The following is a 14,803-nucleotide window of genomic DNA, read 5'->3' on the forward strand; positions in this document are numbered from 1 at the left end:
TTTCTCGTCTTCACGCAGCCTTGCCGCATGAGCGTCGTCAGTGCCTATCTTCGCCTCGCCCGCGTGGGCTGGGTTCTCGTGCGCGAAGGCGTCGTCTCTGCCCTGCCGACCGAGGGCATGCCGCCGCTGGCACGCACTGCGCACGCCTTCGCCGGCCTTCTGGCGCGCCGAAGGGCCACGCGCGAAGACCGCGGCGACCGGCTGGCGCGCGCCATCGAGCGCCTCGGCCCGTCCTATGTGAAGATGGGCCAGTTCCTCGCGACGCGGCCCGACGTGGTCGGCGCCGAGATCGCCGTGGAGCTTTCCGCCCTCCAGGACCGCATGGCGACGTTCCCGCGCGAGGCGGCGGTCGCGACGGTGGAAGGTTCGCTCGGACGAAGGCTCGATGACCTCTATGTGACATTCGGCGATCCCGTCGCCGCGGCTTCCATTGCGCAGGTGCATCCTGCGACGGTGCGCGACGCCAATGGCGAGCGCAAGGTCGCCGTGAAGGTCATCCGGCCCGGCGTACGCCAGCGCTTCACCCACGATCTGGAGGCGATGTATGCCGCAGCGCGGCTGCAGGAAAAGATCCTGCCCAACACGCGCCGCCTGAAACCCGTCGAGGTGACGCGAACGCTGGAGCAGACGACGAAGGTCGAGATGGATCTTCGCCTCGAAGCCGCAGCGCTTTCCGAGCTTGGCGAGAACACCGCCGACGATCCCGGCTTTCGTGTGCCCAAGGTCGACTGGGAGCGCACCGGGCGCGATGTCGTCACCATGGAATGGATCGACGGCGTCAAGATGTCGGATGTCGAAGGCCTGCGCGCGGCCGGCCGCGATCTGAACCAGCTCGCCGACACGCTCATCCAGTCTTTCCTGCGCCACACGCTGCGCGACGGCTTCTTCCATGCCGACATGCACCAAGGCAACCTGTTCGTCGATCCGCAGGGCGTCATCGTCGCGGTCGACATGGGCATCGTGGGCCGGCTCGGCAAGAAGGAACGCCGCTTCCTCGCGGAAATCCTCTACGGTTTCATCACGCGCGACTACCAGCGCGTGGCCGACGTGCATTTCGAAGCCGGCTACGTGCCCTCTCACCACGACACGGCGAGCTTCGCCCAGGCGATCCGCGCCATCGGCGAACCGATCCACGGCCAGCCGGCCGAGACCATCTCCATGGCCAAGCTGCTCACCCTGCTTTTCGAGGTGACGGAACTGTTCGACATGGAGACCCGCACCGAGCTCGTCATGTTGCAGAAGACCATGGTGGTGGTGGAAGGCGTGTCGCGCACGCTCAACCCGCGCTTCAACATGTGGAAGGCCTCGGAAGGCGTCGTCGGCGACTGGATCCGCGACAATCTCGGCCCCAAGCGCCTCCTCGTCGACCTGCGCGACGGCGCACATGCCGCCCTGCGGCTGGCGGAAGCCGCCCCGGAGATTGCCGCCAAGGCCGAGAAGTTCTCGCACGACCTGACCGTGATGGCAGAGCGCGGCCTGCGCTTCGATGCGGAGACGGCAGAGGCCATCGGCCGCTCGGAAGCCCGCCACAGCCGTTCGGGCCGCGTCGCGCTCTGGCTGATCGCCGCGACGCTCGTCTACATCGCCTGGAAGCTCACCTGAGCCGCTTGACCGGCGCCGGCCCGGCGCTAGTCTCCTTGCCATGACCGCAGAGCCACAAGGCGCCACTGAACCCCTATCCTTTCTCGAGCGCACGCGACGGCAGCTGCGCGGCCTCTATTTCGGCCGGGACCGGGAGGCGGTCCGTTTCCAGATCGGCATGCTGCTCCTAGATGTCGCGATCCTCGCGTTCTTCATTGCCGGCCCCTATCTGCGACAGGGCTCGGCCTATGTCGTCGTCGACTATCTCATCGCCGCCGTCATCGCCTTCGAACTGTGCGCGCGGGCCCTGATCGCGCCGAACCTGCGCTACTGGGTCATGCGGCCGATGACCTGGGTGGATATCGTCATTCTCGGCACGCTGCTCTTTCCCAACCAGCTGCACAATTTCGCCTTCCTCAGGGTGCTGCGCATCTGGGCGATCAGCCAGAGCAAGCTGGTCACGCTGACGCTGCGGCGCACCGGGCATGGCGACAAGGAAGACCTCATCCAGGCCTGCTTGAACTTCCTTGTCTTCCTCTTCCTCGTCACGGGCTTCGTCTATTCCAATTTCTTCTACGGCGCGGAGGGCTTTGCCGGCTTCGTCGACGCCCTCTATTTCACGGTCGCGACCGTCACAACCACGGGGTTCGGCGATATCGTGCTGCCTGGCACGCTCGGCAAGCTTACCGCCATCGTGACGATGATCGTCGGCATCTCGCTTTTCGTGCGCCTCGCCCAGGCGATCGTTCGGCCCTACAAGGTGACCTTCCCCTGCCCGCAATGCGGCCTGTCGCGCCACGATGCCGACGCCGTACACTGCAAGGCCTGCGGCCATGTCCTCAACATTCCCGACGAGGGGAGTTGAAGCCGGCCGGCGAAGAGCGCTTGGAAATGCGGTTTCGACGCGATAGGACATCATGACCGCCCTTCGGGGCCGCTTGCGCCTCACGAGCCCGGGACACGCCATGCCGCTTGCAGGAAAACGCATCCTCCTCGTCATTTCCGGCGGGATCGCCGCCTACAAGAGCCTCGATCTCATTCGCCGTCTGCGCGAACGCGGGGCGGAGGTACGGCCTGTTATGACATCGGGCGCCCAGCACTTCGTCACACCGCTTGCCGTCGGCGCCCTGTCGTCCGGCCATGTCTATACGGACCTGTTCTCGCGTGAGGACGAGCAGGATGTCGGCCATATCCGCCTTGCCCGCGATTGCGACCTCATCGTCGTCGCGCCCGCCACGGCCGACCTGATGGCCAAGATGGCGAACGGCCTGGCCGACGACCTTGCCTCGACCGTGCTTCTTGCCACCGACCGACCCGTGCTGCTTGCGCCCGCCATGAACCCGAAGATGTGGTCGCATGCCGCGACGCGCCGCAATGTCGAGACGCTGCGCCGCGACGGCCTTGCCTTCATCGGTCCGAATGCCGGCGAGATGGCCGAGAGCGGCGAGGCCGGCGCCGGCCGCATGGCTGAACCGCTGGAAATCGTCGCGGCCGTGGAGCGCCTGCTGGATGGCGGCGCGAAGCCGCTTGCCGGCCGCAGGGCCGTGGTCACGTCGGGTCCGACGCATGAGCCGATCGATCCCGTGCGCTATATCGCAAACCGCTCCTCGGGCCGTCAGGGTCATGCCATCGCCGCAGCGCTCGCGCGGCTTGGCGCCGAGGTGACGCTCGTTTCCGGCCCGGTCACGATCCCCGATCCGCCAGGCGTGACGGTGATCCGCGTCGAGCAGGCGTCGCAGATGCTGGAGGCGGTGCTCGGCGCACTACCGACAGACATCGCCGTCATGGTGGCCGCCGTCGCCGACTGGCGCGTGGCGACGCCCAATGCGGAAAAGATCAAGAAGCAACCCGGCGAAGGCCCACCGCCGCTGATACTCTCAGAAAACCCTGACATCCTGAAGACCATCGGCCATCACGCGAAGCGCCCGACTGTCGTCGTCGGCTTCGCGGCCGAGACGCAGGACGTCGAAAACAACGGCCGGGTGAAGCTCAAGAAGAAGGGCGCCGACCTCATCGTCGCCAATGATGTCTCGCCGGAAACCGGCATCATGGGCGGCACGATGAACAGCGTGAAGCTGATCACCGCCGATGGCATCACGGCATGGCCAGAGCTTTCGAAGGACGATGTCGCTGATCGTCTCGCCGGCTGGATTGCCGAACGGCTTACGTGACGAGGGCGAGCTTCGCTTCCATCGCGCCTGCCGGGCGGCCGGCAGGCGAGAAGATGCGCATGTCGACGCCGTTTTCACCGAGCACGACGGCGCTGCCATCCGGGATTTCCACCCAGGCCTCCGTGTCGTCGTTCAGCGGCTCTGACACGAGGCAATAGCCGCCGGTATCGCCCATCGGCGCGGCGTAGAGCGTGGGTGCCGCATAGTCCGTCGCATAGCGCACGGCGTAAAGCTGGTTGCCATCGGAGAAAGCGGCCGTGAAGCGAACCAGCACGCGATGCTCCAGATGCGCGGCAAGCCGCTCGACGAAGGCGATGGTCTCTGCCATCGCGCCGAGCGGATCGCGGGCAAGGCCGAATTGCAGCGCCAGAAGGAAGAGCAATTCGGAATCCGTCGAGCCGGTGCGGGCGTTATAGAGATCATTGTCCAGCATGGTCTCGAGCGGCCGGCGCATATGCTCGAAATCCGCAATCTGGCCGTTATGCATGAAGGACCAGACGCCGTGCACGAAGGGATGACAATTGTCGCGCCGCGTGCCGCCGCCCGTCGAGGCGCGGACATGGGCCAGGAAGAGCGGCGAGCGGACCTGCCGCGCAATGCTGCGAAGATTGCAGTCGGACCAAGCCGGCAGGATATCGCGGTAACGACCGGGCTCCGGGCGGTCGCCATACCAGGCGATGCCGAAACCATCACCGTTGGTGGCCGTCTTGGCACGGGTGGCGCAATGGGACTGTTCGATCAGCGAATGGGCGGGCGAGGAAACGAGTTCCTCGAGAAAGAGCGGCTCTCCGCGATAGGCTGCCCAACGGCACATGACATTTCCTGCTTGATTGGACCGGTTCGAACCGGTGACTGATCCGACGCATTAACCATGGCACTACCCGGATTTTCAACGCAAATAGGTAAAAATGCGTTAACGAAAGTAAACGGGGCGAAACCATGCGTGTCATTCCGGCACTGACGAACAATGGAAACGGTGCCGGGCCAGGTGGCCTGCGGTGAACACTGCGTTTCACATCGGGCAGATTTCGTGAACAATCGCGCTGGCGTATAGGAACGGTCAAGCAACCCAGTCGAAAGGACTTCTTCCATGTCCATACGCCCCGTCAAACACGAAAGCATCGCCCGCCCCGCCATGGAAGGCGCCGGCGTGAAGCTGCACCGCGTCTTCGGCTTCGGCGATCCATCGCTGACCGACCCGTTCCTGATGATGGACGACTTCCGCAACAACGATCCCGATGACTATATCCGCGGCTTCCCGTGGCATCCCCATCGCGGCATCGAGACCATCACCTATGTTCTGGCAGGCAGCGTCGAACACGGCGACAGCCTCGGCAATCAGGGCGTCATGGGCGCCGGCGACGTGCAGTGGATGACGGCCGGCAGCGGTATCCTCCATCAGGAAATGCCGCGCGGCGATTTCGCCGGCAAGATGCATGGCTTCCAGCTCTGGGCCAATCTGCCTTCGTCGCTGAAGATGACGGCGCCGCGCTATCAGGACATCAAGTCCGCCGATATTCCCGTCGCCATCGACGACGACGGCACGGTGGCGCGCGTCATCGCCGGCAGCTTCTGGGGCAAGACCGGCCCGGTCGACGGCATCGCCGCCGAGCCCGTCTATCTCGACATCTCGGTGCCGCCGGGCAAGACGAAGCGTCTGCCGGTCGATACCTACCGCTCGGCTTTCGCCTACATCTTTGCCGGCTCCGGCACGTTCCGCGACGCCTCCAAGCCCTTCGGCGTGAAGGTGGAGAAGGAGTTCCAGGGCGAGGAGCTGAACATCCGCGACCTTTCCGGCAACCGCACGCTCGTCGTGTTCGACACAGGCGACGAGGTCACGGTGCAGGCCGGCGAGCAGGGCATCCGCTTCCTGCTGGTCTCGGGCAAGCCGATCGAGGAGCCCGTCGCCTGGCACGGCCCGATCGTGATGAACACGCAGGCCGAGCTGCAGCAGGCCATGCGCGAGCTGCGCAACGGCACCTTCATCAAGCCGGCGCATTGACGGCAAGCGACAGGCCCCTATCCTTCCGTCTTGACGTGAGGCGGAAGGACGAGAGATGCGGATCGACGGACAATGCCATTGCGGCTTCGTGACCTACGAGGCTGACATCGATCCCGATGCGCTGCTCATCTGTCACTGCACGGACTGCCAACGGCTGACCGGCTCGCCCTACCGCGTCACCGTGCGCGTGCCGCAGGCAGATCTCACCCTCACCGGCGAGACGCCGAAGGTCTATACCAAGATCGCCGAAAGCGGCCGTGAGCGATTTCTGCATTTCTGCCCGGCGGCCGCCTTTTGGGGTATCCGTTGGGGCAGCATCAACCAGCGTGCCACCCTCAAACCGAAGCGCCAGATCTGGTGTTCTTCGGCCATGGACTGGTTCGGCGAGACCGGCGCCCTGCCCGGCGCGTCGCAGGAGTAGAGCGTGGCAAACGGACGTTTCCAGGTTCTGCGCACGGCCATCGGCGGTGTCGAAGCCGTCATCGCCGACAGCAGCCATGCCTTTGCGCGCCACAGCCACGACACCTACGGCATCGGTCTTGTCGAACGCGGCGCCCAGACGTCGGCGAGCGGGCGGGGCCGCGTGGAGGCGCAGGCCGGCAACACGATCACCGTCAATCCCGGCGAGGTGCATGACGGCGCGCCGCTCGGCGGCGCATCCCGCGCCTGGCGAATGGTCTACATTCAGCCCGACATCGTCGCGGCCGCCGCACAGGACATTTTCGAAGGACGCGCCCGCGAGGAGTTTCATGCGCCCGTGCTGGACGACAGCCGCGTCGGCCGGCTTGTCGCAGCCGCGCTCGTAGCGCTGGTCGACACACAGGCTGCCGCAATCTGCCGCGATGAGCGTCTTCTCCTGCTGCTGGCGGCGGTGCTGCGCGAACAGGCGCCGCGCCGCGAGGGCATTGCGGCTGCCGGCATCGCCCGCGCACGCGAGCGGATCGACGCCGACCCGGTCTCGCCCGTCACGCTCGACGCGCTGGCCGCCGATTGCGGCCTTGGCCGTTTCCGGCTGGTGCGGGATTTCGCCCGCGCCACGGGGCTGACACCCCACGCCTATTTCATCCAGCGCCGAACGGACCTTGCCCGCCGCCTCATCGCTGCCGGCAATCCGCTTGCGGATGCCGCGGCCGGCGCCGGCTTCGCCGACCAGAGTCACATGACGCGCAACTTCACGCGGCGTTACGGCTACACGCCGGGCGCCTATCTTGCCGCCCTCGCCTGACCTGCAATTTCGTTCAAGACCGAAAGGGCCACCCGGTGTTTCCTGCCGCCTCTTCAAGCACATGGAAACCCGAAATGACCGCGGAATTCCTCGTCACCTCGCTCATCGTCATCCTGCTTCCGGGCACCGGCGTCATCTACACCGTGGCACGCGGGGTCAGCGGCGGCTTTCACGCCGGCCTGCTTGCGGCCCTCGGCTGCACGCTGGGCATCATCCCGCATATGCTGGCCAGCATCGCCGGGCTCGCCGCCATCCTGCATGCCAGCGCGCTTGCCTTCGAAGTCCTACGCATCGTCGGCGTCGCCTACCTGCTCTTCATCGCCTGGAGCATGATTCGGGACAGCGGCACGCTCGATATGGGACCGGAACAGCCGGTCGAGACGGCCGCGCGCATCGTACGCAAGGGCGCCTTCACCAATGTCTTCAACCCCAAGCTCTCGCTGTTCTTCCTCGCCTTCCTGCCGCAGTTCGTGCCCGATGGCGCGCCGCACCTGACGGCGCGGATGCTCTTGCTCGGCGGCGTGTTCATGCTGCTGACCTTCCTCGTCTTCGCCGCGTATGCGGCGCTTGCGGCAAGCCTGCGCCGACAGGTGCTGAGCCGGCCGGCGGTGATGACTTGGATGCAGCGCAGCTTCGCCGCGGCCCTGGGGCTCATGGGCCTGCGGCTGGCGCTTTCGGATCGCTGAGCGTCACGCCCAGAGCGCGTGGAAATGGTGCAGCGGGCCATGGCCCGTGCCGACGGTCAGCGCATCGGATCCGCGCACGGCACCGGCGACGAAGCTCTTGGCCGCCGCCACGGCATCGGGCAGCGAATGCCCCTTGCCCAGTTCCGCCGCCACCGCGCTCGACAGCGTGCAGCCGGTGCCGTGGGTGTTGCGCGTGAGCACGCGCACGCCCTCGAACCAGCGCAGCCCGCCCGGCATCGCCAGCACGTCGGGGCTCTCGTTGCCCGGCAGATGCCCGCCCTTCAGCAGAACCGCCTTCGGTCCGAGCGCCAGCAGGCGTTTCGCCTGGTTTTCCATGGCCGCACGGTCGGTCGCCTCGGCCTCGGCGAGCAGGGCGGCCGCCTCCGGCAGGTTCGGCGTGAGCAGGGTGGACAGCGGCAGCAGCCGGCGCGTCAGGGCCTCCACGGCTTCTCCGGCCAGAAGCGAGGCTCCACCCTTGGCGATCATGACGGGATCGAGCACGATGGGAACGGAGCGATGCGGCGACAGCGCATTCGCCACCGCCTCGGCGATCTCGCCCGAGGCGATCATCCCGATCTTGACGGCGCCCACCCGCACATCGGCGAAGACATCGGCGATCTGTGCCGCGACGAAGGCCGGCGGCACGAGATGCACGCCCGAAACGCCCTGCGTGTTCTGCGCCGTGAGCGCCGTCAACACCGCCATGCCATAGGTGCCGCGGGCGGCGAAGGTCTTGAGGTCAGCCTGGATGCCGGCGCCGCCCGAGGGGTCGGAGCCTGCGATCGAGAGAATGTTTGCGATTGTGTCTGCCATCTCGCCTCCTTGCGGACGGAGGCGGACGCGGGGCAACGGCAGTGCCAGCGACTCCCTCCGCCGGCATGATCCGGTTCAGGTTCAAAGGGTGCTTCTCAGCCCGCCTGCGCGGACGCCCCTGTCTGGCAACGCTTTTCGCAAATGGAGAGGCGCCTGTCACCCTGAAAGTGACAGGCCGCCGTCACGCCTTGGTGACGTGGTACTCCTTGATAGCGACCATCTTGATATCGGGATAGCGCTCCGCCTCGTAGCGCAGCGAGAAACTGTCCTGCGCCAGGAACACCGGATCGCCATCGAGGTCGCGGGCAATGTCGCCGCGGCGCTGGGTGACGAACTTGTCGAGTTCGGCCGCGTTTTCGGAGGAAATCCAGCGGCAGACGGAGAAACGCGACATTTCGAAGGACACCGGCAGGCCGTATTCCTGTTGCAGGCGCTCCTTGAGAACGTCGAGTTGCAGCGCGCCGACGACACCGACGATGGCCGGCGTGCCGTCTTCCGGCGAGAAGAGCTGCACGACGCCCTCTTCGGCCATCTGCTGGAGCGCTTCCTTGAGCTTCTTGGCCTTCATCGCGTCTTCCAGCCGCACGCGACGCAGGATTTCCGGCGCGAAGTTCGGCACGCCCTCGAACACCAGCGCCTCGCCTTCCGTCAGCGTATCGCCGATGCGCAGCGTCCCGTGGTTGGGGATGCCGACCACGTCGCCGGCATAGGCCGTGTCGGCGAGCTGGCGCTGCGAGGCGAAGAAGAACTGCGGCGCCGAAAGCCCGATCGTCTTTCCGGTGCGGGCGAGCCGCACCTTCATGCCGCGCTCCAGCATGCCGGAGCAGACGCGCGCGAAAGCAATGCGGTCGCGGTGGTTCGGGTCCATATTGGCCTGGATCTTGAAGACGAAGGCCGTCATCTTGTCTTCGGCGGCGTGGACCTTGCGCACATCCGCCACCTGGTCGCGCGGCGGCGGCGCGAAGGCGCCGAGCGCGTTGATGAGGTCGCGCACACCGAAATTCCGAAGCGCCGAGCCGAAGAAGACCGGCGTCATATGGCCTTCGAGGAAGGCTTCGCGATCGAACGGGCGGCATGCCTCGCGAGCCAGTTCCATCTCGTCGATGAAGGTCTGGCGCTCGTTTTCCGGCAGGTGCTTGGCGACCTCGGCCGCATCGTCCATCTTCGTCGGCTGGACCTGCGTGTCCGAGCCGCGGAAAGTGCGGTCGGCCAGATGATAGGAGCCGCAGAAGGTCTTGGAGCGGCCGACCGGCCAGGTCACCGGTGCCGTATCGAGCGCCAGCTTTTCTTCCACCTCGTCGAGGATTTCGAAGGGATCGCGGCTTTCGCGGTCCATCTTGTTGACGAAGGTGATGATCGGGATATCGCGCAGGCGGCAGACCTCGAACAGCTTCAGCGTTCGCGGCTCGATACCCTTGGCGGCATCGATGACCATGACGGCCGCATCCACCGCCGTCAGCGTGCGGTAGGTGTCGTCGGCGAAGTCTTCGTGACCGGGCGTGTCGAGAATGTTGAAGACGTTGCCGTCATATTCGAAGGTCATGACCGAAGTCACGACGGAGATGCCGCGCTCGCGCTCGATCTTCATCCAGTCGGACCGGGTCTGGATGCGGTCCTTCTTCGCCTTCACTTCACCCGCGAGCTGGATGGCGCCACCGAACAGCAGCAGCTTTTCGGTGAGTGTGGTTTTACCGGCGTCCGGGTGCGCGATGATCGCGAAGGTGCGGCGGCGGGAGACCGCCTCGGCAAGGGTTTCGGCCATGTTCAAGCAATATCCTGTGAGTTGGCGCGGTCTTTACAGGCTCCGCCGCGAAGATGCAATTGACGGCCCGCGCCTGCGACCGGCTTATGGGTGCCATGAACGCGCACGCCCCCACGAAGCCCACGCTCTCCCTCGTCCGCCTGCCGAACGGCGCGGATATCGAGCTTCCCGCCTACGAAACGACGGGCGCCGCCGGCATGGACCTGCGCGCGGCCGTGGATGCCGATGCGCCGATCGCGTTGGAACCGGGAAAACGCGCGCTCGTGCCGACCGGCTTCGTCTTCGAGATCCCGCAGGGCTACGAGGCCCAGATCCGGCCGCGCTCCGGGCTCGCCTTCAAGCACGGCGTCACCTGCCTTAACACGCCCGGCACGATCGACAGCGATTATCGCGGCGAGGTGAAGGTGCTGCTCGTCAATCTCGGCAAGGAAGCCTTCACCATCGAACGCGGCATGCGCATCGCCCAGATGGTCATCGCGCCTGTGACGCAGGTGGCCGTGCGCGAGGCCGTGGAGGCGAGCGAAACCGCCCGTGGCGCGGGCGGCTTCGGCTCCACCGGCGTCCGGTGATCGCGGCCGACAAAGCGGGCCTCGTCTTCCTCGCGCATTACTTCGACGACCGGGCCGCCTGGCAGGGTCTATGCGACCTGCTCCAGGACATATTCGAGATCGATGTTTCCGGCATGGACCGGCTCGGCGGGCCGGACCCGACCAGCGCGCCCTTCGGCTTCTTTGACGCCGACGGTGCCTGCATCGCCAACATCACCGCTTTCGCCATGCCGCTCGTCATCGACGGCGTCTTCGTGCGCGCGGCCGGCCTGCAATCCGGCGCGGTCCGGCCAGACCACCGCGGCCGCGGGCTCTACCGCGCCGTTATGGAGGCAGCGCTCGATCATTGCGACGCCGAGGGTTTCGAGGCGGTCGTGCTGCTCACGGACACGCCGGCGCTCTACGAGAAACACGGCTTCCGCCCGCTCCCGCAGCACCGCTTCGCCGGCGTGCCTCCCACGGGCGGGCGGGCGTTCGCGACCCGCCGGCTTCACCTCGCGAACGAGGCGGACCTCACGCTGCTCAGCCAGCTGCTCGATGGCCGCGCACCGGTTTCCGACCGCTTCGCGCCGCTCCGGCAGAAAGAAATGTTCCTGTTCAACGCGTCGCTGATGCCGGACCTCAAGCTCGACCTCCTGGAGGAAGCGGGCGTGGTCGTTGCGTGGCAGGCGGATGACGAGGGCAATGTCGATATCCTCGATATCATCGGCACACGCATGCCCGGCCTCGCGGACATTCTCGCCAGCCTCGCTGTCGCCGCGCAGCGCGTGACCGTGCATTTCGCGCCCGATCACCTGGCGTGGAATGGCGAGGCCCTTGCTGACGACGGCGAGATGGTTCTCATGCTGCGCGGCCCGGACGGTCTGCCGCCCGCCCTGCCGTTCGCCCTGCCGCCGATGGCCGAATTCTGATCAGCGGCGCGCTTCGGTCGCCATGCGCAGCGCCAGTCCGGCCAGCACCGTGCCCATCAGCCAGCGCTGCACGAGTACCCAGCGCGGGCGCGTCGCGAGAAGCGCCGCGACGGAGCCGGCCGACACGGCGATCAGCGCATTGACGCTGACGCTGATGACGACCTGCACGCCGCCAAGCACCAGCGATTGCCCGAGGACGTTTCCCTTCACCGGATCGATGAACTGAGGCAGAAGCGAGAGATAGAGGACGGCGATCTTCGGGTTCAGCAGGTTCGTCAACAGCCCCATGAAGAAAAGCCTGCGGTTGCTGTCGCGCGGCAGCGCCTTCACCTCGAAGGCCGAGCGACCGCCCGGGCGCAGCGCGTGCCAGGCAAGCCAGGCGAGATAGAGCGCGCCGGCAAGCCGCAACGCATCATAGGCAAAGGGCACCGCCATCAGGAACGCGGTGATGCCGAGCGCAGCCGACAGCACATAGAAGACAAAGCCAAGAGCGACGCCGCCAAGCGAGACGAGACCAGCCGCCGGACCCTAGCAGATCGAGCGGGAAACGAGATAGATCATGTTCGGCCCCGGCGTCAGAACCATGCCGAAGGCGATGAGGGCGAAGGCGGCAAGACTTGTCAGATCGGGCACGGACATTTCTCCCTGATGCACACCGAAGGCGTATCCCTCGCTTCCCGCCGTCGCAAGGATGACACTTGTCTCGGTGACAAATGGGCCATCAGCTGCGTGGCATATGGTTTGCGAAAATGCAGGCTCCACGGCACCTTCCACTCGGGCAAGCTGCCGGAAGAACCGGGCTCTCCGGCTTACACGCCCGCCTTGTTGGCGCCGATCCAGATCGCGGATTCAGTGCGCGAAATCGACCCATTGCCGGAAAACGACGTCGGGCGTAAGAGGGGTCGATCAAGGAGCTCACCATGTCTCTCGCCGTTCTCCTCGCCTATTCCGGCGCGCTTTTCATCGCCGCCATCATTCCCGGTCCCGGCATCACGGCCATCGTCGCGCGCGCGCTCGGCTCCGGTTTCCGGCCGACCTTCTTCATGGGGCTCGGGCTGATTCTCGGCGACATGGTCTATCTGACGGCCGTCATCCTCGGCCTCGCTTTCATCGCGCAGACCTTCACCACGGCCTTCATGGTCATCAAGATCGCCGGTGCGCTCTATCTCGGTTACATCGCCTGGAAGCTTTGGACCGCCGGGCTCCTGCCGCAGGATATCGAGGCCCGTCGCTCCACGAGCATCGGCGCCGCCTTCCTTTCCGGCCTGCTCGTGACACTCGGCAATCCCAAGACGATGCTGTTCTACGTGGCGCTCGTGCCGACGCTTGTCGATCTCAATGCCGTCGGCCTCGGCGACTATGGCCTGCTGCTGGCCGCGACCTTTATCGTGCTCCTCGCCGTGCTCATCCCCTATATCGCGCTCGCCTCTCGCGCCCGGCTGCTTCTCAGACAGCCCAGGGCCCTGCAAAGGCTGAACCGTATCGCTGCAAGCGTTCTTGCCGGCACAGCCGCCTATATCGCGACCAGGGCGGCCTGAGGGAGCGGACTTTCGGCGTGGAATGACCGGATTATTCCACAACCGGCGCTTTTGCCGCGAAATCCGGACTCGTCTAAAGCCCTATTCCCTCCTACATTCGCGTCAACGAAAACCAGGAGGAATCCGATGAGCGATACCCGCAAACCCGGCCGCGGCCGCGTCTATGCATCCATCACCGAGACGATCGGCGACACGCCCGTCGTGCGCCTCGACAAGTTCGCCAAGGAAAAGGGCGTCGTCGCCAATCTGCTCGGCAAGCTCGAATTCTTCAATCCGATCGCATCGGTGAAGGATCGCATCGGCGTGGCGATGATCGAATCTCTGGAAGCGCAGGGCAAGATCACGCCCGGCCAGTCGACGCTGGTCGAGCCAACCTCTGGCAATACCGGCATCGCGCTTGCCTTCGCGGCGGCTGCCAAGGGCTATCGCCTCATCCTCACCATGCCGGAGACCATGTCGATCGAGCGCCGCAAGATGCTTGCGCTGCTCGGCGCCGAACTCGTGCTGACAGAAGGCCCCAAGGGCATGAAGGGTGCGATCGCCATGGCCGAGGAACTGGCAAGCACCATTCCCGGAGCCGTCATCCCGCAGCAGTTCGAGAACCCAGCCAACCCGGAAATCCATCGCAAGACCACGGCCGAGGAAATCTGGAACGACACCGACGGCGCCGTCGACATCCTCGTGTCCGGCATCGGCACCGGCGGCACGATCACCGGTGTCGGGCAGGTTCTGAAGGCCAGGAAGCCCGGATTCAAGGTCGTCGCCGTCGAACCGGCCGACAGCCCAGTTCTGTCGGGCGGCAACCCCGGTCCGCACAAGATCCAGGGTATCGGCGCCGGCTTCGCGCCTGCCATCCTCGACAAGTCCGTCTATGACGAGGTCGTCACCGTCACCAATGACGAGGCCTTCGAGAATGCCCGTCTGGTCGCCCGCCTCGAAGGCGTTCCGGTCGGCATCTCCTCAGGCGCCGCTCTGACGGCCGCCGCCAGGGTGGGCAGCCGCCCGGAAAATGCCGGCAAGACGATCGTCGTGATCATTCCGTCGTTCGCGGAACGCTATCTGTCGACCGCGCTCTTCGACGGCCTCGGCTGAGACGACGACGGCCCGCCGAGTAACCATCGGCGGGCTTTCCCATGCACAGGCCCCCTGCGTAGAGCCACCACGCTTCACCACCTCTACCCTGTCATGCGCGATCTTGAACGCGCCCTCGCCTTCTATGATGCCACGCGGATGGCGGGACTCGACTCTGGCCGCCGCATCCGACCCGATATCTGGCTCGGCAAGACCGATCAGGCTGTCGGCTATGGTCCGGTGCCGGCGGCAGCGGCAGGTTCGCACTCAAGGAAAGGGCCGATGCCACGCAACCGCCCGTCCCTGGATTCCCATCTTCTTCGCGGCACCCGACCGGCCGACGGTCGACCGTTTCCACGCGGCGGCGCTTTTCGCGGGGCGACGACGATGGAGTACCGGGCATTCGCCCACTATGGCAAAACCGACTATGCCGCCGCCGTCATCGATCCCGGCGGCCACTACATCGAAGCCGTCCGTCAGGAGCCGGCCTGACGA

Annotated in this window: 15 protein-coding genes, 1 pseudogene and 1 riboswitch; of the genes and pseudogenes, 12 read left to right on the forward strand and 4 right to left on the reverse strand. The window is 65.9% G+C overall.

Annotated elements, in window-relative coordinates:
• The first annotated feature begins 27 nt into the window (after nt 1-27).
• From ubiB to coaBC, 3 genes are all read left to right on the forward strand, one after another.
• Nucleotides 28-1,602 (forward strand): 2-polyprenylphenol 6-hydroxylase, encoded by a 1,575-nt coding sequence (ubiB, locus tag MNR02_RS16100; RefSeq protein ID WP_241947491.1) that lies wholly within the window; start codon nt 28-30, stop codon nt 1,600-1,602.
• Nucleotides 1,603-1,642: 40 nt separating this feature from the next.
• Nucleotides 1,643-2,446, forward strand: coding sequence for an ion channel (locus MNR02_RS16105; RefSeq protein WP_241947492.1), 804 nt, complete (start codon nt 1,643-1,645; stop codon nt 2,444-2,446).
• A gap of 100 nt (nt 2,447-2,546) precedes the next feature.
• Nucleotides 2,547-3,752, forward strand: coding sequence for a bifunctional phosphopantothenoylcysteine decarboxylase/phosphopantothenate--cysteine ligase CoaBC (coaBC, locus tag MNR02_RS16110; protein WP_241948899.1), 1,206 nt, complete (start codon nt 2,547-2,549; stop codon nt 3,750-3,752).
• Here coaBC and MNR02_RS16115 read toward each other — a convergent pair.
• The gene (locus MNR02_RS16115) at nt 3,745-4,566 is read right to left on the reverse strand and encodes a class II glutamine amidotransferase (RefSeq protein WP_241599714.1); all 822 of its coding nucleotides are present in this window, start codon (nt 4,564-4,566) and stop codon (nt 3,745-3,747) included. The genes coaBC and MNR02_RS16115 overlap by 8 nt on opposite strands.
• Nucleotides 4,567-4,842: 276 nt before the next feature.
• Here MNR02_RS16115 and MNR02_RS16120 point away from each other — a divergent pair, with 276 nt between their 5' ends.
• From MNR02_RS16120 to MNR02_RS16135, 4 genes are all read left to right on the forward strand, one after another.
• Nucleotides 4,843-5,754 (forward strand): pirin family protein, encoded by a 912-nt coding sequence (locus tag MNR02_RS16120; protein WP_241947493.1) that lies wholly within the window; start codon nt 4,843-4,845, stop codon nt 5,752-5,754.
• Between the two features lie 55 nt (nt 5,755-5,809).
• Nucleotides 5,810-6,175 (forward strand): GFA family protein, encoded by a 366-nt coding sequence (locus MNR02_RS16125; RefSeq protein ID WP_241947494.1) that lies wholly within the window; start codon nt 5,810-5,812, stop codon nt 6,173-6,175.
• Between the two features lie 3 nt (nt 6,176-6,178).
• Complete coding sequence (locus tag MNR02_RS16130; protein WP_241947495.1) at nt 6,179-6,979, forward strand: AraC family transcriptional regulator; 801 nt, start codon at nt 6,179-6,181, stop codon at nt 6,977-6,979.
• A 74-nt stretch (nt 6,980-7,053) separates the two neighbouring features.
• Nucleotides 7,054-7,665 carry a LysE family translocator gene (locus MNR02_RS16135; RefSeq protein WP_241947496.1) on the forward strand — a complete coding sequence of 204 codons (612 nt, stop codon included), beginning with the start codon at nt 7,054-7,056 and terminating at the stop codon, nt 7,663-7,665.
• A 3-nt stretch (nt 7,666-7,668) separates the two neighbouring features.
• Here the strand turns inward: MNR02_RS16135 and thiD are convergent, their stop codons facing one another.
• Together thiD and MNR02_RS16145 are read right to left on the reverse strand one after the other, a co-directional pair.
• A complete protein-coding gene (gene thiD / locus MNR02_RS16140; RefSeq protein ID WP_241599705.1) occupies nt 7,669-8,478 on the reverse strand; it encodes a bifunctional hydroxymethylpyrimidine kinase/phosphomethylpyrimidine kinase in 810 nt (269 codons plus the stop codon).
• A gap of 35 nt (nt 8,479-8,513) precedes the next feature.
• Nucleotides 8,514-8,608, reverse strand: a riboswitch (TPP riboswitch).
• A 51-nt stretch (nt 8,609-8,659) separates the two neighbouring features.
• Complete coding sequence (locus MNR02_RS16145; protein WP_241947497.1) at nt 8,660-10,240, reverse strand: peptide chain release factor 3; 1,581 nt, start codon at nt 10,238-10,240, stop codon at nt 8,660-8,662.
• Nucleotides 10,241-10,335: 95 nt separating this feature from the next.
• Here MNR02_RS16145 and dut point away from each other — a divergent pair, with 95 nt between their 5' ends.
• Complete coding sequence (dut, locus tag MNR02_RS16150) at nt 10,336-10,809, forward strand: dUTP diphosphatase (RefSeq protein ID WP_241948900.1); 474 nt, start codon at nt 10,336-10,338, stop codon at nt 10,807-10,809.
• Complete coding sequence (locus MNR02_RS16155) at nt 10,806-11,699, forward strand: GNAT family N-acetyltransferase (protein WP_241947498.1); 894 nt, start codon at nt 10,806-10,808, stop codon at nt 11,697-11,699. The genes dut and MNR02_RS16155 overlap by 4 nt, the downstream gene beginning before the upstream one ends.
• Here MNR02_RS16155 and MNR02_RS16160 read toward each other — a convergent pair.
• Nucleotides 11,700-12,338 (reverse strand): annotated as a pseudogene (locus MNR02_RS16160) (LysE family translocator).
• Nucleotides 12,339-12,619: 281 nt separating this feature from the next.
• On the opposite strand from MNR02_RS16160, the gene MNR02_RS16165 reads away from it, so the two are divergent.
• From MNR02_RS16165 to MNR02_RS16175, 3 genes are all read left to right on the forward strand, one after another.
• The gene (locus MNR02_RS16165; RefSeq protein ID WP_241947499.1) at nt 12,620-13,237 is read left to right on the forward strand and encodes a LysE family translocator; all 618 of its coding nucleotides are present in this window, start codon (nt 12,620-12,622) and stop codon (nt 13,235-13,237) included.
• A gap of 126 nt (nt 13,238-13,363) precedes the next feature.
• Nucleotides 13,364-14,329: a cysteine synthase A gene (gene cysK, locus MNR02_RS16170; protein ID WP_241599694.1), complete on the forward strand. Its 966-nt coding sequence runs from the start codon at nt 13,364-13,366 to the stop codon at nt 14,327-14,329.
• A 138-nt stretch (nt 14,330-14,467) separates the two neighbouring features.
• Nucleotides 14,468-14,800, forward strand: coding sequence for a hypothetical protein (locus MNR02_RS16175; protein ID WP_241947500.1), 333 nt, complete (start codon nt 14,468-14,470; stop codon nt 14,798-14,800).
• Nucleotides 14,801-14,803 lie beyond the last annotated feature (3 nt).

The organism is Shinella sp. H4-D48 (assembly GCF_022637395.1).
Lineage (GTDB): Bacteria > Pseudomonadota > Alphaproteobacteria > Rhizobiales > Rhizobiaceae > Shinella > Shinella sedimenti.

Bases quoted from the DNA above. Each gene is read 5' to 3' on its own strand.
- MNR02_RS16105 (WP_241947492.1), top strand. From the start codon at position 1,643: ATGACCGCAGAGCCACAAGGCGCCACTGAACCCCTATCCTTTCTCGAG.
- MNR02_RS16120 (WP_241947493.1), top strand. From the start codon at position 4,843: ATGTCCATACGCCCCGTCAAACACGAAAGCATCGCCCGCCCCGCCATG.
- MNR02_RS16165 (WP_241947499.1), top strand. From the start codon at position 12,620: ATGTCTCTCGCCGTTCTCCTCGCCTATTCCGGCGCGCTTTTCATCGCC.
- thiD (WP_241599705.1), bottom strand. From the start codon at position 8,478: ATGGCAGACACAATCGCAAACATTCTCTCGATCGCAGGCTCCGACCCC.
- MNR02_RS16125 (WP_241947494.1), top strand. From the start codon at position 5,810: ATGCGGATCGACGGACAATGCCATTGCGGCTTCGTGACCTACGAGGCT.
- coaBC (WP_241948899.1), top strand. From the start codon at position 2,547: ATGCCGCTTGCAGGAAAACGCATCCTCCTCGTCATTTCCGGCGGGATC.
- dut (WP_241948900.1), top strand. From the start codon at position 10,336: ATGAACGCGCACGCCCCCACGAAGCCCACGCTCTCCCTCGTCCGCCTG.
- MNR02_RS16175 (WP_241947500.1), top strand. From the start codon at position 14,468: ATGGCGGGACTCGACTCTGGCCGCCGCATCCGACCCGATATCTGGCTC.
- ubiB (WP_241947491.1), top strand. From the start codon at position 28: ATGAGCGTCGTCAGTGCCTATCTTCGCCTCGCCCGCGTGGGCTGGGTT.
- cysK (WP_241599694.1), top strand. From the start codon at position 13,364: ATGAGCGATACCCGCAAACCCGGCCGCGGCCGCGTCTATGCATCCATC.
- MNR02_RS16135 (WP_241947496.1), top strand. From the start codon at position 7,054: ATGACCGCGGAATTCCTCGTCACCTCGCTCATCGTCATCCTGCTTCCG.
- MNR02_RS16145 (WP_241947497.1), bottom strand. From the start codon at position 10,240: ATGGCCGAAACCCTTGCCGAGGCGGTCTCCCGCCGCCGCACCTTCGCG.
- MNR02_RS16115 (WP_241599714.1), bottom strand. From the start codon at position 4,566: ATGTGCCGTTGGGCAGCCTATCGCGGAGAGCCGCTCTTTCTCGAGGAA.